The organism is Sphaerospermopsis sp. FACHB-1194 (assembly GCF_014696235.1).
GTDB classification, from domain to species: Bacteria; Cyanobacteriota; Cyanobacteriia; order Cyanobacteriales; family Nostocaceae; genus Sphaerospermopsis; species Sphaerospermopsis kisseleviana.
In genome coordinates this window covers 22,046-48,760 of the sequence record NZ_JACJPU010000004.1, presented here as the reverse complement: position 1 = coordinate 48,760, position 26,715 = coordinate 22,046, and the positions used below count along the sequence as shown (strand labels likewise).

29 protein-coding genes are annotated in these 26,715 nt (G+C 36.9%); 15 read left to right on the top strand and 14 right to left on the bottom strand.

Going from position 1 to position 26,715, the window contains the following annotated elements; translation table 11 throughout:
* Positions 1 to 97: 97 nt before the first annotated feature.
* Positions 98 to 508 (bottom strand): response regulator transcription factor, encoded by a 411-nt coding sequence (locus tag H6F45_RS03715; protein WP_137667379.1) that lies wholly within the window; start codon positions 506 to 508, stop codon positions 98 to 100.
* A 492-nt stretch (positions 509 to 1,000) separates the two neighbouring features.
* Entirely contained in the window at positions 1,001 to 3,166 is a 2,166-nt protein-coding gene (gene ppk1 / locus H6F45_RS03710; RefSeq protein WP_137667378.1) for a polyphosphate kinase 1, read from the bottom strand.
* Between the two features lie 204 nt (positions 3,167 to 3,370).
* Between ppk1 and H6F45_RS03705 the strand changes: the two genes are divergently transcribed.
* The 3 genes from H6F45_RS03705 to H6F45_RS03695 all read left to right on the top strand — a co-directional run bounded on the left by H6F45_RS03705 (position 3,371) and on the right by H6F45_RS03695 (position 6,998).
* The gene (locus tag H6F45_RS03705) at positions 3,371 to 4,744 is read left to right on the top strand and encodes an ATP-binding protein (protein WP_096570223.1); all 1,374 of its coding nucleotides are present in this window, start codon (positions 3,371 to 3,373) and stop codon (positions 4,742 to 4,744) included.
* Positions 4,745 to 5,585: 841 nt separating this feature from the next.
* On the top strand, positions 5,586 to 6,056 hold the full coding sequence (locus H6F45_RS27260) for a DUF2267 domain-containing protein (RefSeq protein ID WP_307722546.1): 471 nt from the start codon (positions 5,586 to 5,588) through the stop codon (positions 6,054 to 6,056).
* A gap of 177 nt (positions 6,057 to 6,233) precedes the next feature.
* Positions 6,234 to 6,998 (top strand): hypothetical protein, encoded by a 765-nt coding sequence (locus H6F45_RS03695; protein ID WP_190346493.1) that lies wholly within the window; start codon positions 6,234 to 6,236, stop codon positions 6,996 to 6,998.
* 203 nt (positions 6,999 to 7,201) lie between these two features.
* Here H6F45_RS03695 and H6F45_RS03690 read toward each other — a convergent pair whose 3' ends face one another.
* Complete coding sequence (locus tag H6F45_RS03690; RefSeq protein WP_096570217.1) at positions 7,202 to 7,825, bottom strand: RNA polymerase subunit sigma-70; 624 nt, start codon at positions 7,823 to 7,825, stop codon at positions 7,202 to 7,204.
* A gap of 370 nt (positions 7,826 to 8,195) precedes the next feature.
* On the opposite strand from H6F45_RS03690, the gene H6F45_RS03685 reads away from it, so the two are divergent.
* Positions 8,196 to 8,792 (top strand): glyoxalase-like domain protein, encoded by a 597-nt coding sequence (locus H6F45_RS03685; protein WP_190346492.1) that lies wholly within the window; start codon positions 8,196 to 8,198, stop codon positions 8,790 to 8,792.
* Between the two features lie 457 nt (positions 8,793 to 9,249).
* Here the strand turns inward: H6F45_RS03685 and H6F45_RS03680 are convergent, their stop codons facing one another.
* Positions 9,250 to 9,687, bottom strand: a complete 438-nt coding sequence (locus H6F45_RS03680) for a hypothetical protein (protein WP_096570213.1) — start codon at positions 9,685 to 9,687, stop codon at positions 9,250 to 9,252.
* A gap of 253 nt (positions 9,688 to 9,940) precedes the next feature.
* Here H6F45_RS03680 and H6F45_RS03675 point away from each other — a divergent pair, with 253 nt between their 5' ends.
* Complete coding sequence (locus tag H6F45_RS03675; RefSeq protein WP_096570212.1) at positions 9,941 to 10,882, top strand: AAA family ATPase; 942 nt, start codon at positions 9,941 to 9,943, stop codon at positions 10,880 to 10,882.
* Here H6F45_RS03675 and H6F45_RS26880 read toward each other — a convergent pair.
* Both H6F45_RS26880 and H6F45_RS03670 read right to left on the bottom strand, forming a co-directional pair.
* Positions 10,879 to 11,010: a hypothetical protein gene (locus H6F45_RS26880; RefSeq protein ID WP_277876952.1), complete on the bottom strand. Its 132-nt coding sequence runs from the start codon at positions 11,008 to 11,010 to the stop codon at positions 10,879 to 10,881. The genes H6F45_RS03675 and H6F45_RS26880 overlap by 4 nt on opposite strands.
* 54 nt (positions 11,011 to 11,064) lie before the next feature.
* Positions 11,065 to 12,021 (bottom strand): M48 family metallopeptidase, encoded by a 957-nt coding sequence (locus tag H6F45_RS03670; protein WP_190346491.1) that lies wholly within the window; start codon positions 12,019 to 12,021, stop codon positions 11,065 to 11,067.
* A 120-nt stretch (positions 12,022 to 12,141) separates the two neighbouring features.
* Here H6F45_RS03670 and H6F45_RS03665 point away from each other — a divergent pair, with 120 nt between their 5' ends.
* From H6F45_RS03665 to H6F45_RS03645, 5 genes are all read left to right on the top strand, one after another.
* The gene (locus H6F45_RS03665) at positions 12,142 to 12,303 is read left to right on the top strand and encodes a hypothetical protein (RefSeq protein WP_190346490.1); all 162 of its coding nucleotides are present in this window, start codon (positions 12,142 to 12,144) and stop codon (positions 12,301 to 12,303) included.
* Positions 12,304 to 12,362: 59 nt separating this feature from the next.
* Positions 12,363 to 13,958 (top strand): ATP-dependent DNA helicase, encoded by a 1,596-nt coding sequence (locus H6F45_RS03660; RefSeq protein ID WP_096572759.1) that lies wholly within the window; start codon positions 12,363 to 12,365, stop codon positions 13,956 to 13,958.
* 121 nt (positions 13,959 to 14,079) lie between these two features.
* Entirely contained in the window at positions 14,080 to 14,295 is a 216-nt protein-coding gene (locus H6F45_RS03655; RefSeq protein WP_096570208.1) for a DUF2839 domain-containing protein, read from the top strand.
* Positions 14,296 to 15,322: 1,027 nt separating this feature from the next.
* The gene (locus tag H6F45_RS03650; RefSeq protein WP_096570206.1) at positions 15,323 to 15,664 is read left to right on the top strand and encodes a DUF1815 family protein; all 342 of its coding nucleotides are present in this window, start codon (positions 15,323 to 15,325) and stop codon (positions 15,662 to 15,664) included.
* A gap of 293 nt (positions 15,665 to 15,957) precedes the next feature.
* Entirely contained in the window at positions 15,958 to 16,455 is a 498-nt protein-coding gene (locus tag H6F45_RS03645; RefSeq protein WP_096570204.1) for a thioesterase family protein, read from the top strand.
* Positions 16,456 to 16,549: 94 nt separating this feature from the next.
* Here H6F45_RS03645 and H6F45_RS03640 read toward each other — a convergent pair whose 3' ends face one another.
* From H6F45_RS03640 to H6F45_RS03620, 5 genes are all read right to left on the bottom strand, one after another.
* Positions 16,550 to 16,747 (bottom strand): hypothetical protein, encoded by a 198-nt coding sequence (locus H6F45_RS03640; protein ID WP_096570202.1) that lies wholly within the window; start codon positions 16,745 to 16,747, stop codon positions 16,550 to 16,552.
* A 247-nt stretch (positions 16,748 to 16,994) separates the two neighbouring features.
* A complete protein-coding gene (locus H6F45_RS03635) occupies positions 16,995 to 17,381 on the bottom strand; it encodes a type II toxin-antitoxin system VapC family toxin (protein WP_190346489.1) in 387 nt (128 codons plus the stop codon).
* Positions 17,378 to 17,623: a type II toxin-antitoxin system Phd/YefM family antitoxin gene (locus H6F45_RS03630; RefSeq protein WP_190346488.1), complete on the bottom strand. Its 246-nt coding sequence runs from the start codon at positions 17,621 to 17,623 to the stop codon at positions 17,378 to 17,380. The genes H6F45_RS03635 and H6F45_RS03630 overlap by 4 nt, the downstream gene beginning before the upstream one ends.
* A 120-nt stretch (positions 17,624 to 17,743) precedes the next feature.
* Positions 17,744 to 18,940 (bottom strand): 1-deoxy-D-xylulose-5-phosphate reductoisomerase, encoded by a 1,197-nt coding sequence (gene dxr / locus H6F45_RS03625; RefSeq protein ID WP_190346487.1) that lies wholly within the window; start codon positions 18,938 to 18,940, stop codon positions 17,744 to 17,746.
* 169 nt (positions 18,941 to 19,109) lie between these two features.
* Entirely contained in the window at positions 19,110 to 19,715 is a 606-nt protein-coding gene (locus H6F45_RS03620; protein WP_190346486.1) for a Uma2 family endonuclease, read from the bottom strand.
* Between the two features lie 251 nt (positions 19,716 to 19,966).
* Here H6F45_RS03620 and H6F45_RS03615 point away from each other — a divergent pair, with 251 nt between their 5' ends.
* Genes H6F45_RS03615 through H6F45_RS03605 form a run of 3 tightly spaced genes read left to right on the top strand, consistent with a single transcriptional unit; the run spans position 19,967 to position 22,828 of the window.
* Entirely contained in the window at positions 19,967 to 20,122 is a 156-nt protein-coding gene (locus H6F45_RS03615; RefSeq protein WP_190346485.1) for a hypothetical protein, read from the top strand.
* A 23-nt stretch (positions 20,123 to 20,145) separates the two neighbouring features.
* Positions 20,146 to 21,525, top strand: a complete 1,380-nt coding sequence (locus tag H6F45_RS03610; protein WP_190346484.1) for a mannosyltransferase — start codon at positions 20,146 to 20,148, stop codon at positions 21,523 to 21,525.
* A gap of 22 nt (positions 21,526 to 21,547) precedes the next feature.
* The gene (locus tag H6F45_RS03605; RefSeq protein WP_228051744.1) at positions 21,548 to 22,828 is read left to right on the top strand and encodes a hypothetical protein; all 1,281 of its coding nucleotides are present in this window, start codon (positions 21,548 to 21,550) and stop codon (positions 22,826 to 22,828) included.
* A gap of 27 nt (positions 22,829 to 22,855) precedes the next feature.
* On the opposite strand, the gene H6F45_RS03600 is transcribed toward H6F45_RS03605, so the two are convergent.
* The 3 genes from H6F45_RS03600 to H6F45_RS03590 all read right to left on the bottom strand — a co-directional run bounded on the left by H6F45_RS03600 (position 22,856) and on the right by H6F45_RS03590 (position 25,080).
* Positions 22,856 to 24,436: a glycosyltransferase family 39 protein gene (locus H6F45_RS03600; RefSeq protein WP_242052550.1), complete on the bottom strand. Its 1,581-nt coding sequence runs from the start codon at positions 24,434 to 24,436 to the stop codon at positions 22,856 to 22,858.
* 184 nt (positions 24,437 to 24,620) lie between these two features.
* Positions 24,621 to 24,833, bottom strand: coding sequence for a type II toxin-antitoxin system VapC family toxin (locus tag H6F45_RS03595; RefSeq protein ID WP_228051742.1), 213 nt, complete (start codon positions 24,831 to 24,833; stop codon positions 24,621 to 24,623).
* The gene (locus H6F45_RS03590) at positions 24,817 to 25,080 is read right to left on the bottom strand and encodes a type II toxin-antitoxin system prevent-host-death family antitoxin (RefSeq protein ID WP_190346483.1); all 264 of its coding nucleotides are present in this window, start codon (positions 25,078 to 25,080) and stop codon (positions 24,817 to 24,819) included. The genes H6F45_RS03595 and H6F45_RS03590 overlap by 17 nt, the downstream gene beginning before the upstream one ends.
* A gap of 166 nt (positions 25,081 to 25,246) precedes the next feature.
* Between H6F45_RS03590 and H6F45_RS03585 the strand changes: the two genes are divergently transcribed.
* Complete coding sequence (locus tag H6F45_RS03585) at positions 25,247 to 26,191, top strand: glycosyltransferase (protein WP_190346482.1); 945 nt, start codon at positions 25,247 to 25,249, stop codon at positions 26,189 to 26,191.
* A 90-nt stretch (positions 26,192 to 26,281) separates the two neighbouring features.
* Positions 26,282 to 26,650: an EamA family transporter gene (locus tag H6F45_RS03580; RefSeq protein WP_137666813.1), complete on the top strand. Its 369-nt coding sequence runs from the start codon at positions 26,282 to 26,284 to the stop codon at positions 26,648 to 26,650.
* Positions 26,651 to 26,715 lie beyond the last annotated feature (65 nt).

Genomic DNA, 26,715 nt, shown 5'->3' with positions numbered 1-26,715 from the left:
CCCTAAATAATCTAAAATAAGCAAAATCAAAATATACGTCGGCAACCGTAATTTTCCGGTACAGCCGACAATCTTGATTTTCCTAAAAAAATCTTCACTAACCCATCACTGAATTGTTGATAGCACGCTGGCCTAGTTGTCTAACCAAAGCGATGAGTTCTGTTGTGGGTACATCTTTTTTGCAAACTTCATCAAAACTGGGCATTGCCTTTGTTTGTTGCAAGTGTGCATCATCTATTGATGAATAAGCCAGGATTTGAGTATTTGGAGATATAGATTTAATATAACCGGAAGCACGCCAACCATCCATAACTGGCATATGTAAATCTAGCACAATTACGTCAGGGTGGGAACTTTTGACCATTTCTATAGCTTCTTGACCATTACTAGCTAAACCTACAACTTGCATATTCTCTTGAGCAGAAAAAGCGAACTGTAGGGTTAAACGAGTTAGTTCATGATCATCAACCAATAGAACGCGCAAGGAAAAAGACTCACAGGACAACATTACCATTCCCGGAAACTGAAAATTATATACAAGAGTATCTATAGTGTATGGGAGTAAGTGCCTGTCTTAACTCTATCCTACGGATGAATAACGGGTGTTTGTGTATAAAGAAATGATGAAGTTTTGAGGCAGGAGTCAGGAGGCAGAAGAAGCAGGGGGGCGGGGGTCCTCACAAGGGTAGGTATTTTACATTGTCGTGAGGGCAAGACTTGGGGGACAAGGAAGGATAGTGGACAAGGGAGGAAAACCGTACAAAATCATATTATCTTGGTAACAAAAAGACTATTGTGCGGAGAAAATCTTCCTTGTCTACTTTCCCTCCTTGTCTTCCTAGTCCTGCCTCAACAGATAATATTAAAAACCTACCCCTGTGAGGGGCGGGGGGCGGGGTGCAGGGGAGAGGTATTTTCCCCCTTGCTCCCTGCTAGAAAGCTCCTTGTCCTCTTCATTTCCCCAGTCCCCAGTCCCCAGTCCCCAGTCCCCAGTCCCTGTTTATGTGGTGTGTGTAGAACGTAAAGCCATAGACATGAGAATTTTTTGAGAATTAGCTTCTTGAGAATCATCATAGGGTCGTCTTTGGATATAAGTACCATCAGCTTGTAAATCCCAAGCTTGACGATTATCTGCTAACATAATTCCCAGAATTTCTTGCAAATCTTTAGCAATTTCTGGATCTCTAATAGGTGTGATAACTTCGACTCGACGATCTAAATTACGACGCATCCAGTCAGCACTGCCGATATATATTTCTTCTTGATTATTGTTGTAGAAGTAAAAAATGCGGGAGTGTTCTAAAAAGCGACCGATAATGCTGATAATGCGAATATTTTCACTGATGTCTTTGAGTCCTGGACGCAAGCAACATATACCCCGGACTATCAAATCAATTTGTACGCCAGCACGGGAAGCATTGTATAGGGCAGTAATAATTTCCGGATCGACGAGGGAATTCATTTTAGCAACAATGCGCCCGGAAAATCCATTTTGGACATTTTCCATTTCTCGGTTAATTAGTTCGAGAAAGCGATCGCGCATATTCACAGGTGCAACTAATATTTCTCGATAGGTTTTTTGGCGAGAATATCCTGTTAAGAAGTTAAACACATCTGTTAAATCAGCGCCCAATTCTTCCCGACAACTCAACAAACCCAAATCTGTATATAGTCGTGCTGTTTTTGGGTTGTAATTTCCTGTCCCAATATGTACATAACGACGCATCCGATCTTTTTCTCGGCGCACTACCATGACAATTTTGCTATGGGTTTTTAGACCGACTAAACCATAAACAACGTGAACACCAACTCTTTCTAAACGTCTAGCCCAGTAAATATTATTTTCCTCATCAAACCGAGCTTTTAATTCTACTAATACAGAAACTTGTTTACCATTTTCTGCGGCGGCAATTAAAGCATTAACAATAGGTGAATCCCCGGAAGTCCGGTAAAGCGTCATTTTGATAGCTAATACTTGAGGGTCCCAGGCAGCGTGGGTAATAAAACGCTCCACTGTGCCGGAAAATGATTGATAGGGATGATGTACCAGTAAGTCTTTTTCCCGAATTACAGCAAAAAAATCTTTTCCTTCTTCTACGTCTAATACATCTGGGTCTATACTGGGTTCTCTGAGGCGTTGCAAGCGGGAAGGAACAACGGACTGACGTGGGGGATCTTTCAGTTCTGGCAATGGTAAAGCCATAAAATACATCAAGTCTCGTAGTCCCAATAGACCATCTACGGCATAAACGTCATTTTCGCTTAATTCCAAATCTTGCAATAACCGAGAACGTAAAACTTCTGGTGTTTGGGATTGAATTTCTAGCCTAACTGGTGTTCCCCCCATACGACGTTTACGCAATTCTTGTTCAATAGCTAATAATAAATCATCGGCTTCGTCTTCTTCGAGTTCTAGATCAGCATCCCGTGTAATGCGGAAGGGGTGATATTCCTGAATATTCATCCCTGGAAACAGATGTTCTAGATTGTGAGCGATCGCCTGTTCCAATGGTACACCGATCCAGTTAGCGGTTTTTCCGTTGTTGTCAATTCCTAACTCTGATGGTAAAGGTATAAATCGCGGTAAAACATTAGGAACTTTAACTCTGGCAAAAAATTCTTCTTCTGTTTCTGGGTTTTTCACCACCACAGCTAAATTTAAGCTGAGATTAGAAATGTAGGGAAAAGGATGACTAGGATCAACTGCTAAAGGAGTCAGTACGGGAAAGATTTGTTCTTTAAAGTAGTTATCTAAATAATTTCGCTGTTTTTCATTCATTTCTATATATTTCAGAATATGAATACCATGATTGGCTAACAGCGGTTGTAAAACTTGTTCAAATTGTTCGTTCTGTTTTTTCACCAACGGGTTCAGGTGCAACCTAATTTCATCTAGTTGTTGTTCGGGTGTCCGTCCATCAGGAGTTAAGGAGTTTACTTTAGCGTCTACCTGTTGCTTTAAGGCTGCAACTCGCACCATAAAGAACTCATCTAAGTTAGAACTAAAAATAGCCAAAAATTTCAACCGTTCCAGTAGTGGGGTGCGTTGATCACAAGCCTCGTGTAATACTCTACTATTAAACTCTAACCAGCTTAATTCGCGGTTGATATAGTATTTTGAATCATTCAGGTTAATGCTAGGGGCAGTCTTTTTAGATTTTGGCATAATTAATTACGGGCTAGTAGATGTCACGCAGAAGGCACGAGGTAAGAGGTAAGAGTTAATATTTAGATGTAGTAGTTAATTAATCTAACTAATATATTAATTTTTGGTTAAGAGATATTTAAAAATGGGGAAATATAGAAGTTGTAAGTTGGACGAAAACAAACTGTTCTATTCCCTATTCCCTATTCCCTATTCCCTAGTGTAATGTTTCAAGCTACTCGTCGCCGTCTTGCTCTTTGGTACACTGCTGTTACTGCTATCTTACTACTCTTGTTTGCCACTGGGGTATATTTATATGTCCGCAGCACTCTGATAGAAAGAATTGATGATACCCTAAATCATGTGGTGGAAGTGGTAGAGCGTTCTTTAGTCATTGAACCCGTTAATGTACAACCTGATGAACTCCGTGTCAATGTAGAAGCGAGTTTTCGGAATAATGCTGATACAGCGGAAGATGATCATATTGACCTAGAATGGTTTAGTCCCACTGGTGAATTACGGTGGTCAACTTTTTCCGAAGCTTTAAATATTCCTATTCATAGTAATACGGGTGAAACTGTGCGTCTAGTGGGGATGGGGGGATGGGGAGACTCAGAACTGTTATTGCGACAAGTTACCCATCGGGTAGAGGTGGGAAGACAGGTTTTAGGTTATCTGCGTGTGAGTCATCCTTGGTTTGAAGTGACTAAACCCAGTCGTCAGTTAATTTTTGATTTGGGTTTGGGTACTGGGTTGATGGTGCTTTCGGTAGCTGCTAGTGGTTGGTTTTTGTCTGGTAAAGCGATGGAACCTGTGGGGGAGTCTTACCAACGGTTAAAACAATTTACAGCTGATGCTTCCCATGAACTCAGAAGTCCGATCGCTTTAATTCAAACTAATGTACAAGTGGCGTTGGCTGATTTAGACTTAGAATCTAGTAGTATTTCTCATTATCGTCAACAGTTAAAATTAGTAGAAAGATTAACTCAGCGTTTGGGTAGGTTGGTGAATGATTTATTATTTCTTGCACGACAAGATAGTGGTATTGGTGCAGTTTTATTTTCACCTTGTCCTGTGGATGCTTTGTTAATAGAAGTGGTGGAAGAACAACAACTTTTAGCTACAGACAAGGAAATTTATCTAACTTTGAATTTAGTTGATCCGCCAGGGGAAATTGACCCAGAATTACAGGAAAATTGGTTTACTGTGATGGGTAACTGGGATGAACTGGTAAGGTTATTTACAAATTTAATTGGTAATGCTTTGCAATATACTCCAACTCAAGGAAAGGTACAGGTGGAGTTAGGGCGAGTTGCGGGAATGCGTTATGGTTTTACTTGTTTACAAATTAAAATCAGTGATACGGGAATTGGTATTCCTAGTGAGTCTTTACCACGATTGTTTGATAGATTTTATCGTGTAGATCCAGCGCGTTCTCATCAAAGTCGGGAAATAAGGGAAAATAGCACTGGTTCAGGTTTGGGTTTAGCGATCGCTCAAGCTATTGTGGAACATCATCAAGGACAAATTCAAGTGGAAAGTGTTGTTGGTAAAGGTACTACTTTTATTGTCACTTTACCCATCTCTCTGGAGTATTAAATATAATTCAGTAGGGGCAAACCCCCTGTGGTTGCCCTCAAGAGTCGGTAGAAGTCGGGGATCTGGATATTAGGTATGACATTTTTTACGGTTGAGTTACTTATTTATGCAACATTTGTTTCTTGTGATAGATGAAGAAAGCTAGTTGCATAATTTAATATGAGAATAGCATTTACCAAGCTAGTGAGGTACAAAGTTTTTTATGTTAGGGAATTGGGAATTGGGAATTGAGAATTGAGAATTGAGAATTGAGAACAGTAAATAAATTAGAGTGTACCTCATGAGACTGGGAAACGCTATATCTATAGGAATAATATTTGAATTTTGAACAAAAATCCGTACACATCACTAATTAAATTTTGAATTTTGATTTCATTGATAGATTGGAATGTCTATTAATATTGATTAAAAATTGGTTCTATATAGAATATAGGAGGATTAAATGCCAATTTATATCAGAGAAGATGTCACTTACAATTTACTCAAAAAAATCAACGCAACTGGTCAGGGAATGCACGAAATACATTTTAATCAAGATGATTTTCCTGGACATAGAATCACAATTGCTGACTTTTTAGGACATTTAGATTATTTAAATCAAAAGCATTATATCAATGCTGAGTTTACAGGTAATGCTTACGCAACTCAAGAAGATGTTCCTGATTTAATTCATCCCCAGGAATTTGATTTGCGAATTGCTAATACTCTGGGCGCACCGGATGGACCATTACCACATTTGATTACTTTCAAAAAAGCAGAAATGACGGAAAAAGGTCAGAAACTATTAGAGAAATTAGAAGATAATAAACCAAAAGTATCAAATGGAAAACCAGCAGTTGCTATTGCTGATAAAAATCTACCTTTTTTAGAAAAGGTGATGGTTAAAAGTGGGGTGACAGATATTTTTGATGCAAGAGATTTAACAGAAGTTGTATTTCGGGTAATGCGGGATTTAATGAATACTGAAACTGCTGACAGAGTAGAAGTAGAACTGCATGAACCAGCAGAAATAACTAAAGATAAATCCCTGCAATTAGAAATTGCTGATTTATGGCATGATACAAATCCAATTGTGGCATTTTTAAGCCGCATACGTCCACCTTTACAACCGATAGGAATGTTTAAAGGAATTGATAGCGATCGCTTTTTATTTAGAATTGCAAATGAAGGTGGAATGCCACCAAATGTAGAAGTAGAACAAGTAATTAAAGCTGTATTTTCTGCCACAAAAGACGAATTATCACCAGAAATAATTCAAGAAATTTCCATCTGGTTGCCTGATAAAATTCGCCAACTTTGGGAAGAAGGTTAATTAGGTAATTGGTGATGGGTAATTGGTGATGGGTAATTGGTAATTGGTAATTGGTGAAAGTGGTAGAGGGAAGAGGGGATATAAATCTAAAATCTACAATCTAAAATCTACAATCTAAAATCTACAATCTAAAATCCAAAATCCAAAATCTCAAATCAAATTACAGGAGTAAGAGGAATGAATTTTGCCCAAAATACTCAATTAGTTGGGACTGTTTGTGGTAGTTTACTGATTGGTTTATCAGTTATTCCTCAAGTTGGAATGGCACAACAAATGTCACCAAAACCGACTTCTAAAGTGAATCCTTGTCCGGGTATTTTCTACGAAGAACCACATAATTATAGGGTATTAGTTCCCGCAGGATGTCCCCCTAATGCTTTAACTCTCAGACTCATGCAACTAGGGATAATACCAATTCCTGTTATCCCATTACCTTACCAAAGAGGTTTAGGTGTTGGAGGTGAAGCACCATCACCACTTAATCCCAATCCTAGTATTTTTAATGAACCGCCTTATAATCTTTACCAGCGGGGGTATATACCGGGAAGTGATACGCAACAACAACCAACTCCTCCCATTTCCGGTAGGGTGTTACAACCACCTGCACCAGAACAAAGACAAGAACCCAGCACCAGAATTGATTTAGCAAATGGTAAAGCAAATATCCAATTAATTAATGATACAAGGGCAGATATAACTTATCAAGTAATTGGTGATACAGAACCACGTACATTAGCAGGTAAATCAGATGTCACCCTTCGCGGTTTGAATACACCTGTCACAGTGACATTTCAAAGACAAGATCGAGGACTTTTGATGGTGACACCTAAACCTGGTGAAGAAACAGGAATTTTAGAAGTGACATTAAAAGAAACAACTGATGTCAACCAGGATAGAAGTGCAATGAGAATTGAATCAAATGGATCAGTGTTTTTGAATTAGTTATTAGTTATTAGTTATTAGTTATTAGTTATTAGTTATTAGTCATTTTTATCCTGACTCCTGTACGGGCATTTGCGAAGCGTGCTGGAAGCATCAGCATTCGGGCGATAAATTATCAATGATTATTAAGTGCAAAAATCTGATTGTGAAAATCCTGATGATCACGAGCTATACCCAAGCGACGACGGATAGCATCTTCAGCTTTAAGCAGTATCTTCATCTAAGTAAATAGCGTGAATATCAGCTGGTAATTTGTCTTCTAGCATACGATAACCTTCTTGAAGCAAATTGGCTACTTGTTGAGGAGAAATTTTTTCACCTTCAGCTTGTAAGTAAGCAGAAATGCGAGTTTCACTCCAATGGAAAGTTTGCGCCATTAAGACAATCAAGCGCAATAATGGCGGTACTTGATCTAATGCCTGTTCTATATAACACCATAACGGGGGTGACGTGTCTTTAAGTGAATAATGAATAGCCTCCGTTGGTGGTAGTTTCATTTCATTAATACAAAAAGCTGTAATGTTGATTAACCAGTTTTGCAGAGTTAATACTTCTTCCCCTGTTTCTGGGTTAGTTAAATATAGTCCACCGAGTTCATAATATATATGTCGCCAAGTCAGCGCAAATAGATAATCTGCCTGGACAGGCGATCGCGCCGAATGTTGAATCAAAGTATAGACTATAGGGCTATAACGGCAAAAAATAGCAGTAAAGTATTTGCCATGATCAGGATAGCGCCTCAACAAAGTCAGCAGTTCTTGATCACTGTGATGAAACAGCGACTTCACCAGCGGATGGTTAGCTTCAGGAAAGGATGGTATTTGCACAAGCGTTTTAGTAAATGGTTGTTAAAATATACATAGTCAAGGTTAGTAAACAGTCATGGGTAATTGGTGATTGGTGATTGGTGATTGGGAAAAATGAAATTGTAGGACTTACACGCAAGCCATAGAATAAACTAACCACAGAGCTACAGAGAACACAGAGAACTAAGGGTTTGAGAGATAGATATTTTGCGTAATTTTTGGATTGATTCCTAGTCCCCAGTCCCCAGTCCCCAGTCCCCAGTCCCCAGTCCCCAGTCCCCAGTCCCCAGTCCCCAGTCGCCTATTCCTGAGATAAACTAAAAAAATGGCTATATGCTAGTCTTTATTGACGATACTAAAAGCCGCTCCTTTATACAATCTTCATTTATTCATGGTTATAGCAGCTAATTTGATACCTATATTGCATAGTTCCTTGACTTTAGCTTCTTTCTTACCTTCCTTGCCTTTGGATAGCCTTTTCTCTACCCAAGGCATTATGATTATGCTGTTGGCGGCTTATGCTGGTGCAATGTGGATGTTTCTTACCAGCGCCCCAAAAGTTTATACTGTGATGGTGTCAGATTTGGAAATTGCCCGACAACTCTATGAAGGTTTGCTAGATTTGCCCGCTGCGGAAGTACCTTTGCACTATTATTACAACTACGAACAAACTATTGGTGCAACGGGGATTGATCCGCTTTATATGTCTTCTAGTCCCAGTTGGTCTAATAAAACCATGACTAATGGCAGTGATGGACTATGGTATCAATTAAAGAAAAATACTCAACTGCACATTATTACTGGTGCGAGTTTAGGAACTAAAAATCAACAGCGTCATGTTTGTTTTGACCGTGATTGTTTGGAGTTGATTTTAATGCGGGTGGAAGTGCGGGGTTTGAAGTTTAAAATTCGCAATCAAAAACCTTTGAATTTTTTGGTGAAGGACTATGAAGGCCGTGTGATTGAAATGGCTGAAGTTACTGGTTAGTTAGGGTTTGCTGAAAAAGTTATCTGTGAAGGACCAGTGACAGATGCTACGCCACGGTGACAGTTTCAAGAGTTGGATAGGAACTATTTTTTCTTTAAGTAGGAATTAAGTGCAAGGTTTTTCAGTTGCCACCTCATAAAAGCTTGCACTTTTTGAAAGCACTTCGGCTTACTTCGACTTACTTCGACTGCGCTCAGTACAAGTCGCTCAGTACAAGTCGCTCAGTACAAGTCAAAATAGCTAAAACCCTTTACCTTGTAGGGGCGAAGCATTCGGGTGATAACCTATCGCTGAAACCATTAGACCTGTCCGAATGCTTCGCCCTTACGATTAATCAATCGGTGTTCTACTTTCGTTATTTTTTGCGTAAGTCCTGAAATAAAAGAAGTCGGGGAACTGCTGAATAAGGGGTATCTAAATATTTTACTTTACTAAATTCAAGGGAATTGCTATAAACTTATTGACGACGGTCAAGTAAAGCATGATGGGAAAAAATTCCCTGCAATTTCAAATTAGTAAAATCCATAATTGCATTAATTAAATCCCTTTGCTCTGAGCTTAAATTAACCGCTTCTATTGCTTCGTTAAGGTTACTACCATGATGTAAATGATAGGCAAGTTGTTTCTGTTGTTCAACATCTAAAACTACCAGAATTTCCTTGTTGCGTCTTTGACGGACAGCTTGCAGTTTTTGACGTTCCTGGGGAGTTAAATCATTTTCGGAAACAGTAATAGTATCTTTAGTATTTTCGCTAAATGCAGTGAAAATGACTTGAGGAGAAATAGATGAACTAGATGAACTATCAGCAGAAGCTATAGTAATTTCTGGTAATAACAAAGCTAAAAAAACAACAAGCACTAACGCTAATAACCGTTTTGTCAATTGAATATTCATGTTGAGAACAACCTAAATCAAATTTAAGACTGGAGAATAAGTCATACTCTCACAATTTTCCTACGTTTAGGGACAGAGATTGAAAACCCGGTGAAATTTTACCAATTACCTATATTTTTTCTCTATGACTAAATTCAGAAATTGATAATAAAGAAATATATATAAGAGGTATTAGAATTACATTCTTTTATATTTCCCAACTTGACGCTATCATCAAAGTCATTATCAAAAGTCATGATCAGAGGTGATAGTCATGAGTGAACAGGTATTAGAAAAAACCGCAATCAACAATAACCTTACTGAAGAAAGAGAAATTGATTTAGAGACTGCTTTCCGGGAATCTCAAGTACAAGACATTCTTGATAAATTAGATCAGGAATTAGTCGGTTTAAATTCCGTCAAAACCAAGATTAAAGAAATGGCGGCCTTGTTGTTGGTTGACCGTATCCGTAAAAGTCTGGGTTTAGATGCTGGTGCGCCTAGTTTACACATGACCTTTTTAGGCAATCCAGGCATGGGTAAAACTACTGTAGCTATGCGGATGGCGGAAATTCTCTATCGTTTAGAATACATCCGCAAAGAAAGCGTAATTTTAGTCACGAGAGATGATTTAGTTGGGCAAGGTATTGGACAAACCGCACCCAAAACCAGAGAAGTGTTAAATAATGCAATGGGTGGTGTTTTGTTAATTGATGAAGCTTATACTTTATATCGTCCTGATCATCCCGGAGATTTCGGTTTAGAAGCCATTGAAATTTTGATGCAGGTAATGGAAAATCAGCGAGATGATTTAGTTGTCATTCTTGCTGGTTATAAAACTCAAATGGAGCATTTTTTTCATAGTAATCCAGGAATGAATTCCCGGATTGGGTTACACATTGAGTTTAATGATTATAGTGTTGATAATTTGATGATTATCGCTCAATCTATAGTCAAAAATCAGAACTATTGTTTTAGTTCAGAAGCAGAAACAGCTTTCCGTGAATATTTAATTAGACGGAAGAATATGCCCCATTTTGCTAATGCTCGTAGTGTGAGAAATGCTATAGACAGGGCGCGTTTGCGTCAAGCTAATCGTTTATTGAGTAGTGGCAAAAAATTAAATAAACAAGATTTAATTACCATTGAAGCGGTTGATATTCTCGCTAGTCGGGTATTTAGAGAAGGTGTTCCTGACTGCGAACCAGAAAGTTAGTGACTGGGGACTGGGGACTGGGGACTGGGGACTGGGGAATGGGGACTGGGGAATGGGGAATGGGGACTAGGGAAGAAGCAGGGGAGCAGGGAGCAGGGAGCAGGGGAAGTTATTTGTATTTTTCCCAATCACCAATTACCAATTACCAATTACCAATTACCAATTACCAATTACCAATTACCTCACTTTCTCATTTTGTCAATTTCTTTTTGTAATTCTTCAATTTGTTTTCTTAATGTTTCTGCTTCATCTTCAGGTGTTTCAACTTTAACATTTACTGCACCTTCTGATGGGGTTTTTTGATAGTTACCTTGCTTGATTTGCTGATATTCTTCTGATACTGCCCAAGTGCGTAAATAATGCACTCTATCTACAGGGAAAGGATGACTCATCATCATTCCTTGAGCGCCATTATACATGAGAAATTTATATACTTGATTGAGTCTATTATCATCTAGTGTTTGATATTTTTCTGACTGCTGAATAAATTCTTGTAAACTACATTCATGGGCATATTTATTACTACCGCCTGATATTTTCATCATGGTTGAGATGACTGTATTGAGGTCATCCATGACTAATAATGCGGCGCGATCTGCGGATAATTCGGCTTTACGTCGCCATTCAAAAAAGGCAAAAATTAAAGCTTGAGTGACTAAATTTCCCAAACCAAAGGTTAATTCGCCAATGGTAGAAGCGGCGCTCATTGTCCACATCGCCATTTGAATTAAAATAGTATGACCACATTTAATATGCCCCAGTTCATGGGCTAATACTGTCCTAATTTCGGCTTCATTGAGTAAGTCGAGTATACCAGTGTTAACTACTATGTAAGGATTTTCTTGCCCTAGTGCGTAGCTGTTGGCTTGGGGGTTTTGTGAAATAAATAGTGCTGGTTCTGGGTAAATATCCAGATCCCGTACACATTCGCGAAACATCTGGTAAATAGTGGAATATTGGCGTGGTCCAACTTGGATATTATTGCCCATTAAATAAATTAATTGCGGACGTTCATAGACAAATTCCACAAATTTACGAGCGATTAAATCAAAGCCCGGTAAACTGCGTAAAGCTTCCTCGGCTTGGCGATCTAGTGGATGTCTGAAGGCTTCGCTGGAAATTCCTTTGTAAGTTGGCATAATGTAAAGATGTTAGTGAATGGTGATTAGGGACTGGGGACTGGGGACTGGTGACTGGGGACTGGGGACTGGTGACTGGGGACTGGTGACTGGGGACTGGGGACTGGTGACTGGGGACTGGTGACTGGGGACTGGGGACTGGTGACTGGGGACTGGGGACTGGGGACTGGGGACTGGGGATTGGGGACTGGGGACAGGAGGAAGAAGAAAAATAAATATTCCCTATTCCCTATTCCCTATTCCCTATTCCCTATTCCCTATTCCCTATTCCCTATTCCCTGACAACATAATAAAAGTGTGGCAGTTCGGAAAAAAGTCATTTGTTATGGGATGAAAAGCGCGTGATTGAGGCTGAAGTTCATTTATCACTACATAACTTTCTGCGATCGCAAGAGGGTTTTCCAACTTGGCCTCACCACTTGACGATGGCACGGTTGGTAGCACGGGCTTTGCGTTTGGGACGTAGTGCTTTAATTCAAGTCGGGGCTGTTTGTGGCTACCAGGGTCGATATCGCACCAGTTTTATCGCGTCTGCTTTGATGTGGCATGGTCCTGTAATTATTGTGGCATCGGCAACTGTCCAGCAGCGTTTACTAAATATAGAAATTCCCAGGTTACAGCAGTGGTTATCAGCTAATAAACCCATTAGAACAGGTGAAGTTTGGCCTGGTTCTGATTTTCAAGGGTTGCTGTTAACTTCCCCCCAAGCTTGGTTAAAAGGGCAGTTGGCTGATAATGGTAGTTTTCCCCCTAATATTCCTACTATTATTGATGGTGTTGATGATTTGGAAGATTGGGTACGTGATCAGCTAACTCAAGATATTCAACCTCATGACTGGGAGCAACTGATGTTGGCTTGTCCCCAGGAAGCTGAGGTAATTCGGGAAGCTAGGGTACAATTGACACATGAATTATTCCAACATCCAGAAAACCCGTACCACTGTTATCTGATTTCTCAAAGGGAAATTGAAATTTTACAAGGTTTGTATTCTAGCTTCGAGTCTATAAGTAATCTACCAAAAAGCTGGCAGGAATTTTGGCTGCTGTTCCAAAACTTGACCGAGGATTTTTCTCCTACTACCATCACTCCATCACCCCATCACCCTATTACCCTATCTTCTGCTCTTTTCTGGGCTACTATTGCTCGTCGTCAAGGATTATTTTCTTTACATTATGCCCCGATGGAATTGGCTAAAATACTCGCCCCTATTTGGCAGCGGCAACCTGTGGTATTGATTGGTAGTGCGGTAGAACCAGAAACGGAAGTTCCTCTATTTCGTCAGCGTTTGGGGTTGGAGGATGTGACTTGTTTGAAGTTTTCTAGTGATAGTCAAGGGGAGGCAATTCAACTTTATGCACCCTATAAGTTGCCTTTACCTAATACACCGGAATTTCAAGGGGCGTTTATTCATCAAGTTCGTACTTTGGTTTGTTTAAGTGCTACATCTCCAGGTATGACTGTGGTTTTGGTGGGGGATGTGCCGCTGAAAGCAAGGGTGGGGGCAATTTTGGCTTCGGAGTTTGGTTCACGGGTACAGGTGGAAAAAACTTGTTTGGATGAAAATGGAATTTTGGTGAGTGGTTGGGAATTTTGGCGATCGCATCAAGATGTTTTACCAGCACCCCGGTTGTTAATAATTGCAACTTTGCCTTTACCATCTTTGGAAAATCCTTTGGTGGCTGGTAGGGTAGCTCATTACAAGCGATCGCACCAAGATTGGTTTAGGTTATATTTATTACCTACTGCTTTAAGTGAACTGCAACGAGCGATCGCCCCAGTCCGGGAAAATCAAGGTATCGTGGCTTTACTTGATAGTCGTGTTGTGAACCGCAGTTATGGCGCTCAAATTCTCGCTGCTCTAAGTCCTCTAGCACGCTTAAATTATCTCGATCCCAGTCTGTTTTCTCCCAATAATGAAGACAATTCAAATGGGTGATTGGTGATTGGTGATTGGTGATTGGAAAACTAAAAATTCTCACTCCTGACTTCTTTCCAAAATCGCCGTGATTCCTGCGAACATAGATTAAGAAGCTAAAACGAACTTTAAATTATTGATTATGGGTGAAGCAAAACGTCGTAAAAGCACACTAGGAGAACAATACGGGCAAGAAACTCGCATTTTACCCTGGGTTCCTATCACTAAATCTCAAGCGGAATTGTTTGTGAAAATCACTACTCGCGGAGCTTGGATTGGTATTGGCGCTATGGTAGTAGTATGGGTAACAATCCGTTTTATCGGACCCGCTTTTGGTTGGTGGCAAGTAGTGGCTTAAAGTAGTGAACAGGTGATTGGTGATTGGTGATTGGTGATTGGTGATTGGTGATACAATTTTGGTTTTTGGATTATATTTCATGAACTCCAATCTAAAATCTAAAATCTAAGATAGGGTTTGCTGAATAAACCTAAAACCTTGATATATCAAAGGTTAGAGGCTGATAAACACAGAAATTAGTGCAAGGGTTTTGAAGGGTATACCGGAAAAAGTGTGCATTTTTGGGGATTTCAAGAGATGGCAAAGAAATTTTCAAATCTCCTCCTGACTCCTGACTCCTGACTCCTGACTCCTGACTCCTATGCCCTCACGGAAAGACTTTCTCAGCAACCCCTAAGATATTGTCCCAGTCCCCAGTCACATCGAAACTATTGCCTAAATGGCTACTACCTGATCCTTGATTCCGCTATCTTCAGAGGAAGTCTGTAGATTTGGGGTTTTCTGTGTCTAAAATTTAGTATAAAATTTAACGAAATTTACTTAGGGTTTGCTGAATAAACGTAAAACTCAGAGAAATCAAGGGATTGAGGATGATTAAAATTAAAATTGTGCAAGGTTTTAGGTACTGTGAGCCTCAGAAAGCTTGCACTTTGTTAATCAATAGTAGACGAAGCATAAATTCACCAAAATAGAGATGGGAAGAAAAAGGCAAAAACTTACGCTAGAGTTAAGAAATACTGCTAATTCGGTTAAACACTACTTATAAAGGTGTAATATGCAACTGTTACCGGGTTGACTAGCAGGAGATTTGAGTTAGGCTGAAGGCTGATTGCTGACTAAACTCAGGAGACTAGTGCTAAACATATAAAGACAATGTTAACTTTGCTAGTTTTATCTGAGATTTATATATTGCAAACTGAATTGTTTGATACGACATACAGAATAGTTATCCACTACCCTAAGCAGGGTAACTAATTACAGACTTAACTATCTGTTAGGAATTGTATAGTATACAATACCAAAGGATGGGAAAATCTAAAGAAAATATAAAAGATACTCAAATGACTGTGGTGTCTGGAGGAAAAAAGTGTTTCTGAGACTGGCACATCAACATAGGGAATTTGTCCAAGACTTGGTAATGAACTTGCAAGCCTTGGCAATAGTTTTAGAGCGTAATGGCTACCCAGCTTCTTGCTACACCTGTGGCGACCAAATGAACAGTGCTTCGTTCATGGTAAGTTTAGGAGATAATCATCTTATTCGCTTTTTAGTATCAGATTACGGAATTACTTGGACTGAAATGCGGGATGACCGCGAATTGATGAAGTTAGAAGGCGCAGAAGCAATTAGCCAATTGCAGGAACTAGCTAATCTTGTCAAGCAATCTATACAAACTTATACAAGTCATAAAACTCTTGTTAAGAAGTGATAAATTGCCTAATAAGATAGAGAAGTGTTCAGCAGTAAAAATGCCTTGGTGCAAAACTGTTTTACGATCTTGTTTATGATCTTGTTTGTTCCTCATTTACCTGCAATATGCTGTGGTAAACAGGAAATTGTTTTTTGGTAATTGGTAATTGGTGATAGCGGCTTTGTTTTTTCAACGCCTACCACCTTTTCACCATTACCGACAATGAACCTTGTTTTTGCGGTTTTGTCAAGTGTTTTGCAGGTCTGTTAAAATCTGATGGGTAAGAAAACCAATTATTCAGAAGATTGAAAATGACTCAAGAAACACCAAGTCAACCAAAATTACCACCTACCAGTGCGATCGACAAGTTAACAAAAACTGAATTTGATACTTGGTTTGAATATCCGATCAGAGTGCAGCCTCATCATACAGATTATGCTGGCATTACTTGGCATGGTACATATTTAACTTGGATGGAAGCAGCGCGGGTAGAATGTTTGCGCTCTATAGGTATTGATTTTGCTGATTTGGTAGCTTTAGGTTGTGATTTACCCGTGGTAGAATTATCAGTACGCTATCATCGCGCACTGCAATTAGGAATGATGGCGGTTGTGAAAACCCGGATGTTGGAAGTAACCGGTGTGCGAATGAACTGGGATTATAAAATTGTTTCTGCTGATGAGCAAGAATTATATGTTTCTGCTCAGGTGACATTGGTAGCATTAGACAGAGAAAGAGGTAAAATTATGCGTCAGTTACCTCCAGCAATGAAGGATGCACTGGCGAAAATTTCGGCTTCATACAAGTAATACAATTTTAGATTTTGGATTTGGGATTGGGAATCTTTTGAAATGTTACTTAACAGTATCAGCAATTAAAAATTTATTTTTCGCAAAGTTAAGTTTAATTACGCACAAGTATTTGGGAGATATTTTGAGTAATTTCAGAGATTTTCTGCCAAATATCTTGAGGTGTAATCCCAAAACCGAAGTATAATAAAACCACTATCGCTGCACAAGTTACGGCAGTTTTGATGGTGGTTTTGACTAATTTCCACAGGATGACAAATATTATCCAAGCGACTATTAAGGTAATGATCATACTCATCTTTTTCTAAAAAATAGAAAATTTTGTTAAATTAGATTATCAATTATATTTGAAAATGGCAAGATATTTAGTTATGTTAATCATTTTGCAAGCATTCATCTGTGATAAAATAATCACAATATTCAGTATATTTAGAGCTTACGCAAGATTGTAAAGGATCAAAATCAATAACTATCGCACTTTAGTTTAAGATATTACCATTAAAATGGTAGTAAACTTCTCAATTCGCTTTTTTATATTTTTAGAAAAACTTTACCATTGAATAGGAGAGAATCGCTTTATCTTCTGTCATAATGATGAAATCATGCTCTAAAGATTGACAGAGTAAAAGACGATCAAAGGGATCATTATGTAACGGTGGTAATTTAGCTAATTGAGTAATTGTAGTTTCAGTAATAGATAAACTGGAAATTAAATGTTTTTCACGCTGTTGGGGAAGGTAAATTTCAGGAGATGCTGGTAATGGTAATTTTCCTAATTGATATTTAATTGTTGCTTCCCAAACTGACACTACACTGAGATAAATCTCGTTATCTTGATTACTAATAGCATCATAATATTGGTCTGCTAGTCGTTTATTATTAGTAATAAACCACAAAAAGATATGAGTATCTAAGATAATTTTCATGGATTTGTAAATAGGTTAATAATTTCTTCAGGAAGGGGATCATTAAAATTATCAGGTACAACAAATTCACCTTCACATAAACCAATAGGACGGCGTTCTTTTTGAGTTGGTTTTGTTGGTATGGGTTTAATTTCAGCAATAGGTTTATCTGCTTGAATAATGATCAAGCTATTACCTTCTTGAATCAATTTGATAAATTCTGATAAATTGTTTTGAATCTCATCTATATTTAGGGTAATCATGGCATTTATCTCCATGGCTTCAATTGCAGCAATATTATTTTTATTCGTTCTAATTATATCATGAAAGAGTAGCGATCGCAGAAGATCCCCGACTTCTTGAAGAAATCGGGAATCTAGAACTTAAACCACAGAAATAAACTGAGGTTGAGTAGCTAACTTTTCAGTAGCAGTAAAAACTTCCTGTCTAGCCCATTGATCTGCTGCTAAAATGTCATCTAAAGAAGGATTTTGTTTGTTATCATTTTGATGGCGATCGCACACCCATTCAATACACCGCGCAATATCCAAATAGCCAATTTTCTCTTCTAAAAATAGCGCCACAGCTTGTTCATTTGCCGCATTTAAAACCGCAGTCATCGAACCGCCGGCTCTACCAGCAGCATAAGCTAAATTCATGCAAGGATATTTTTGATGATCCGGTTCACGGAAAGTTAAATTACCGCATTTTACTAAATTCAATCTTTCCCAATTTGTGTAAATTCTTTCTGGCCAAGACATCGCATAAAGCAACGGTAAACGCATATCTGGCCAACCCAGTTGAGCCAAAACAGAAGTATCTTGTAACTCAATTAAAGAGTGAATAATACTTTGGGGATGAATGACAATTTCAATATCATCATAATCCATTCCAAACAAATAATGGGCTTCAATTACTTCTAACCCCTTATTCATCAAAGTTGCTGAGTCAACAGTAATTTTTTTACCCATTGACCAATTAGGATGTTTAAGAGCATCCGCAACTTTAACTGTGGGCAATTTTTCCACAGGCCAATCTCGAAAAGCACCACCAGAAGCAGTCAATAATATCTTTTTTAACCCATCTTTGGGTACACCTTGCAAACATTGAAAAATTGCCGAATGTTCCGAATCTGCGGGTAATAGTTTCACTCCGTGTTTTTCCACCAAAGGTAAAACCACAGGACCCCCAGCGATGAGAGTTTCTTTGTTTGCTAAAGCAATATCCTTACCCGCTTCAATCGCTGCGATAGTAGGGAGTAAACCCGCGCAACCAACGATACCAGTAACAACACTTTGGGAATCGCCATAACGGGCAACTTCAATCACTCCCGCTTCCCCAGCGAGTAAAATAGGTTGGGGATCAAGGTCCTTAATTGCTTCCTGAAGTTCTGGTAACTTATCAGCAGCAGAAATGGCGGCTATTTGGGGGCGAAACTGGCGAATTTGCGCTGCGAATAACTCCACATTGCGCCCAGCAGCTAAACCAACTATACGAAACTTGTCTGGATGCTCAGAAACGATATCTAAAGTCTGAGTACCAATAGAACCGGTAGAACCAAGAAGGGTAATAGCTTTCACAATGATTTAACAATTTACGGATACTCTTAACTATAAATTGTTAAGGACTCACTTTTAACACTCACCACCGTCTAATTTGCACTTATGTCAAGATTGAATTTATTATATTGTTATTGCGTTGGATATATAGCCGAACCAAAGTATAGTATACTGCTAAATTTGACGAGATTTAACTATTATTTTCCAATTCAGATTCCACAACTCCAAACTTTACTTTATTATATAAATTCTGTAAAGAAATTTCCAAAGGTACAGTTACCAAAGATATGTTTTCATCTTCTTCATCGTACTCAAATAAATTCCATCTTTTCTTGCCAGTTTTAGAAAATTGTTCTACATGAATGCGGGTTTGATCAATTAATAAATATTCTTGAAAATTGGGAATTGTTCTATAAGCTGCAAATTTATCTTCTCTATCGTAACCTTTGGTTGATTTAGATAAAACCTCAATAATTACCTGGGGGTTGGTAATTGTATCTTTGCGATTATTGAAAAATTCTGGTTCATCTGCAATAATCATTACATCTGGATAAGTATATATTAATTTTTGGGGTATCCATAGACGGATATCACTGTTAAAAACTTCATATTTGTCTTGTTGTCTAAAGGCAAAATTTAGCTCGGCGTAAAAATTACCTGTAATGCGGTTATGATTTATAGATGCACCAGCCATCGGAATGATTTGTCCTTCAATATATTCACTTTTGTAGTCAGCAGTTGCTTCTAATTCTAGATATTCCTCTGGGGTGTAATATTGCTTTTCTGTGAGTTGCATATTTTTGATTAGTTTGATTAGAAAGCTATGTATATCAGTTTAACATATTAGTAATAGTTATTGCTTAACTAGGTTGTATATTGATTTTCTAATGTTTCCGCTGGTTATATCTCTGATGCAACCAAAGTATGGTATTTGTTAATATGCTATCACTGTAAAATTTCTACCAAGTAGATTATGGTATATATGCCTTACTTCTATGAGTGGAAAATTTCCCAGGCTAAAAGTTATAATATTAAAATATAAGATTTATGATGATCACCGCAAACAATAGATTATTAAAATTAGTTAGACATAAGTTTGATAGGATATTTAACTATCTGCGATCGCCAATTCCCGGTTATTTATTTATTGGGATTATATTTGCAGTGGTAGTGAGATTATGTACTAATTATAAGTTGATTTAACTTCATAAGGGATGTGCGATTAAATGTTATTAAGAAAAAAAAATATAAAAAACATTAATTGGATATTACCATTAGCCATCTCTGGTATATTTATTATTTGTGCATCACTAGGAATGCTATTCAATCCTGATGCTTTTCATAAATTCTTTTCTGCAACCCAAATAACTAGAGAAATTCCTCCTCAATTACCTTATAAAAGTTATTATTGGGATGTTTTACATTATTCGGAAATGGCTATAAAACCCAGTTGTACAGCATTTTATCCTCTTTGGCCATTTCTTATTCGTAACCTCTTTCATCCCCACAACATAGAACAAGCAGCACATTATTTTTTGATTGTTGCTAATGGGATATTTATTATTAATAATTTCTTACTATTTTGGGTTGTAAAAATAGCTTTTAAACGTACAAGATTAGCTTTTTTGATCATGTTAGCGTATACTGTTAACCCAATGGCAATATTTAGAGTTCTTGGTTATACAGAAAGCATTTTTTCTTTATTGAGTACGTTATTTATCTGGCTTTGTTTACCTAATAATAAAATCAATCAAAATCTCAAACTTTGTTTTTTATTCATCATTACATTTTTGATGAGTTTAACCAGACCTGTATTAATTCAAATATTTTTTGCAACCACATTAACTTTAATAACTATTATTGGTTTGGAAATGTTGAGAATCAAGATATATTCTTGGAATAACTTATTAAATAATCTACAAAAATATTATCTATTAATTAAAACAACTGTAACTATTTGGGTTGCATCTTTACTAGGCTATGCTGTCTATGGTAGCTTTTGTCTCCAGACTAGAGGTAATTTTTTTGCTCCTTTTGATGACCAAAGTCTTTGGGGTAAGAAATTAGGCATTCATCTAGAATTACTTTTATTTCCTAAGTCTCCTTTAGTTGATATTATAGGTCTTTATTTACCTTTTATAATTTTGATCTTGGCTTTGATTTTCACATATTACAAATATACTGAAAATCAGAAGTATATATTTTTGCCTAAATATAGAATTTGGTGGAATGCCTTATATATATATCCACCTTTATTAATATTAGTATATGCTTACAATTTGATTCAATCAATAAAATATAAAATCAATTTATCGCAAATCAAACTTCCTGAGTATACAAACAAGTTAGCTGTAAACTATATTTTTTGGCTTTGTATTTACTTTGTTACTGCTCATTCACTGGTTATGTTTTTCACTTATGACCGTTTACTAAGCTTAGGTAGATATATATTTGCTACTCCATTATTTTTCGTAGGTTTAGGATATTTTTATCTATGTATTCCTGGTAATATGAAATATAAAATTTTGCTATTTATGAGTTTAATTTCTGCCTTTATGTTAGTAGAACAGTGGATTAAATATGGTCAAGATAAATGGCTGGGTTAAATGATAGTTTTAAGAATATTATATGCGAGTAATTTCTATGTTACATTACGAATATTTGTCGAGAAAAGGTTTATTTTTTACTATCTCAATGTGGCTATCTAGCCGACTTCTGATAGCTGTTACAATGTTAATAATTGCTCCCTTATTCCCAGTTGCATCAAACGGTGTTATTGCTACCTTCAGCTGGGATGTATTCCACGCATGGGACAGTGTTTGGTATGAAAAAATTGTCACTCATGGCTATGATTTTTCTAGTGAATTAAGAGAAACCCCTACAGTAGCTTTTTTTCCTTTATTTCCATTATTATGTCGTTTATTAATGATTACTGGTGTACCTTTTAAAGTGTCCAGTATTTTAGTAAATAACTTAGCATTTCTAGCAACACTAATTATACTTTATTCTTGGGCAAACGAACTTTATGGGAAAAGTGCTGCAAGGTGGATAATAACAGCTTTAGCATGGTGTCCCTATTCTCTTTATGGTACAGTAATTTATACTGAAGGTTTGTTTTTATTATGCACTACGTCTGCTTTGCGAGCTTTTGATCAAAAACAATATATTTGGGCAGCTTTTTGGGGTGCATTATCTACAGCAACAAGAGTACCAGGAATTACATTGTTACCTACTTTTTTATTTGTTTCCTGGAAAGAGAAAAGACCTATAAAAGCCTATATTGCTAGTTTAGCTACTGCATTAGGTATTATTTTTTATAGTCTATATTGTCAAATTCAATTTGGTGATGCTTTGGCTTTTATTCATGCACAAAAAGCATGGAGAGGAGATGCAAAAGGTTTTGCTTGGGAAGGTTGGTGGAAAATGATAATGCAGGTAGTTATAGGTTTTAATAATTGGCAATCTGGATATATTAAACAACCTTGGCATCCATTATTATTTTTAGTAATTATCATTATTGGCTATATTTTATGGCGATTTCGCTTACAATTAGGTTTACAAAAAGTACATTATGGATTTTATTTCCTATGGTTATTACTTTGGTTGTTAGCAGGAGATGAATTATTTAAAGTAGTGATTGTTTTTGGTGGGATATATTTATTATACTTTTTCCGTTATCAAATTCCTCTTGTTACCTTTGTATATGGACTGTGTTCCTATGGTTTAATTTTAAATACTGGAATTACTGCTTCAGCTGAACGCTATGCTTATGGTATTGTTTCATTATCCATTGCATTTGGTTTATTCCTGGAACGTTATCCTCGTATAAGATACCCAGTTATGTGTTTTTTTGCCATACTAATGGTGACATTTTCTATACGATTTGCACGAGATTTATGGGTTGCTTAGATGAGGAAAATAACTGACGATGAGTAACTATTTAGTTTTTAGTGAAATCAAAGTAAAATTTTCTGCATTACCGAAAACCTTACTTCCAGATAAATCTATTTTCTCAAGACTATCATTATTAACCAACAAATAAGCTCCTTTATTTAACATTTTCTGCAAACCCTCTACAGTAACAGCAATAACTTTACAATCACTATAAAAATCCAAACTAGGACGATTATAACCAAAAGAAGTATAAATTGTAGTTCCTGCTGGAATATGCTGACGAATTAATGCTGCCACTGGTTGCACTGGAAAAGCTTCATTTAACTCCCATATCCAAGAATTTGAAAGCATTAATAGTGATAAAACTAAATAAATTCCAGTAAATAAAACAGGGATAAATTGACGGTTATGCTGATTAATTAACCATGATATTATGCCCATAGTCATTGCTAAAACAATACTCATGATAATTAATAATGGCTGTTTATCAAAAATACTAAAATAAACACAACCCCCTAAACCAACAAATGTTAAAAATGCAAAAAATCCCATCAAAAATTTACTTTTAAACTGATTTTTATGCCAAATATAACTTAAATTAGCCCCAACTGCTAAAGCTAAAAACGGATAGATAGGCATCACATACCAGGGTAATTTCGTACTCATAAAAGAAACTATAGAAAAATAAACAATTGCACCAATAAGCACCAAATAACCCCAAGCCCGATCACGGTTTTTCCAACTTAAATATAAACCTCCAGGCAAAAACAACAACCAAGGAAAACCATATTTTATTACCTCAAGTACATAATACCAAACAGGACCAGTATTACCTTCAACTGCTGTTCCTAGTCTATCAAAAGCTTGGTCTTGAAAATGCACATCTAAGAAAGTATCACCATAATATTGCCATTGGGCTACATACCAACCAATAGCAGGTAAATTACCTAAGAATAGTCCTATCCATAAATATGGATTTTTCAATAAAGCTAATTGTTTATTAGCAATAATAAATAAACCTGCAATACCCGCTAACACTACCACTAACATTCCCTTGGTTAAAGTAATTAAACCCAAACAAAAACCTATTCCCAGAGCATATTTTCTATTCTCTCTTGCTTTTAACACACAAAATAATAGCAATAAAAAAAAGGAAATAACCATCCCATCTAACATTGCCAGTCTACCATGACGCACCACAGGCAATAATGTTAAATAAACCAAGGCAGAAAATAAAGCTGGTAAAGTTTCTAAAAAAACTAAACGCCCAATTAAGTAAAGTAAAGGAACTCCTAAAGCTGTTAAAAATGCTCCTGGAAATCTGGTAGTAAATTCTTGCACTCCTCCGATGTGATAGCAAACAGCAATTAACCATTGCATCAAAGGAGGTTTTAATAAAAAAGGATCTCCTTGTAAGGTAGGATAAAACCAGTTACCAGTACGGTAAATTTCTCTAGCGACTATAGCATAAGTACCTTCATCCCAATCTCTTAAAGGTAAATTACCCAAACCTATCATCCATAAAAATAGAGATGCTACCAATAAAGCTAATAACCATTCTTTTTCTTGGAATGGACGCACTTTGTAAATCTGAATCATCTTTTCTAAAAAGTTAATAATCATCTATAACCATAAGTGTAGAGAATTTTGTATATAATTTGATAACTGTATATTTTAGCCATTTGAATTGGTAAACTCTGGAAACGATTTATTTTTAACCGACTAAGCTGTTGTGCATTTAATTTGTATAAGTGGAACAGGCATCTTGCCTGTTAAACAAGAGTTCAGAATATTAGGATTATACAATTTAGCTGTGTAACAGCTTAGGAATATATATTTCTGGAGGTTCAGGTAAACTTAGTTTTCCTAAACGTACCTTAATCACAATTTCCCACGCACTTGCAGAACTTAAAAATAACTCATTACTAGGATCGGTAATAATTTTGTAAGCAGTAGATGAAAGTTGCAAGTCGTCTGTAACCCACCAAATAAAAGCATGGGTATCAAGTAATACTTTCATTCTCAATGTCTAGGGGATTAAGAAAATCTTTTAAAATATCTTCTGGTAAAGGTGAATTAAAGTCAGAAGCAATCACCACCTTACCACGATCTAAACCCGGTATTCGCGGTAATGGCTGCTGGGAAAAAGGTAAAATACGAGCCACAGGAGTACCACCTTGAGAAAGAATAACTTCTTCTCCTGAAAAAACTCTACCGAGTAATTCTCCAAAATCACCTAAGTTATCTGGGAGTTCTGCGTTATACATTGTTAAGTTAATTAGTGGTAAAATTCATGTTAATTCTTTAGCTTATACTCCAATTTTACTATACTTTAAACTTATTTTCTTGATTTTCTGCAAACTATCTTTGTACTCTTAACTTCTCAACTTAACCAACCGTAATTATAAATTATCCATCAAATCAATTATCACCGTGAATCAGCCCATATACTCCCTAGTCATCCCCATCTACAACGAAGAAGAAAACATCACAGAAATGTATCGCCGTCTCACTCATGTCATGGAACAATTAGACGGTGAAGTTGAACTGATTTTAATTGATGACGGTAGCCGCGATCGCTCTTTAAGCATGATCCGCGAATTACACCATCATGATAGTCGAGTCCGTTACCTAAGTCTAGCGAGAAATTTTGGTCATCAAGTCGCAGTCACAGCAGGTCTAAATTTTGTCCAAGGTAAAAGCATTATCGTCATGGATGCTGACTTACAGGACCCACCAGAATTAATTTTAACCATGATTGACAAATGGCATGAAGGATACCAAGTAGTTTATGCCCAGCGCAAGTCCCGTCAAAAAGAAAATTGGTTCAAACGCTTAACAGCATATCTTTTTTATCGCATTCTCAAACGTTTGGCTAAAGTTGACATCCCTGTAGATACAGGCGACTTTTGTTTAATGGATAGACAAGTAGTAGATATTCTCAATGCTATGCCAGAACGTAACCGCTACATTCGTGGTTTACGTGCTTGGGTAGGTTTTCGTCAAACATCCGTACTTTTTGAAAGAAGCCCTCGTTATGCAGGAGATGTAAAATATACCTTTGGTAAATCTCTATCCTTAGCAATTGATGGTATTATCTCATTTTCCACAGTTCCTTTAAGACTGGCAACCTATTTAGGTATCATATCAGCTACTATTGCCTTAATTATGATCTTGTTAGTTATTTATTGGCGAATATTTGCACCAGTATCTAATTTAATAGGTTACACATTAATTACTATTGCCATCTTTTTCTTAGGTTCAGTGCAGTTAATTTGTATTGGTATTTTAGGTGAATATATTGGTCGAATTTATGAAGAAGTCAAAGGTCGTCCTCTTTATACAGTAAAGGAAATGGGAGGTTTGACAAAAACTTAATTAGCTCAAATAATCTAATTATTTAATTCCCTAATTTGTCTATCTTTTTGTTTAATAAAAAATCACCATTAAAATACTCAGGAAATACCAGTGTCACCCCAAGAATTTAGCCTACTCCTCTTCTCAGTCCTCATCAGCGTTGCTGGACAATTTTTCCTCAAAACAGGAGCCATGAAACTAGGAAAAGTTCATGCAGGTAACATTATTAATCTCATCCTCAACATGATCACCATACCAGAACTATTATTAGGACTAACCTGTTATGGTATTGGTGCTATAGCATACATATTACTACTAACAAGAGTTAACCTTAGCGTTGCTGCTCCTGCGGTATCCGTTGGTTATATATTTTCCGTCTTATTGGGTTTCTTTATTTTAAGAGAACCTATTTCTGTGATGCGTCTTGTAGGATTAGGTTTTATTGTTACAGGAGTAATCTTAGTAATTTGGCGCAAATAAAATCCAATTCAGAATTATTTATACAGCAGTATCTATATTAACAAATAATTCAGACTCAATCATGG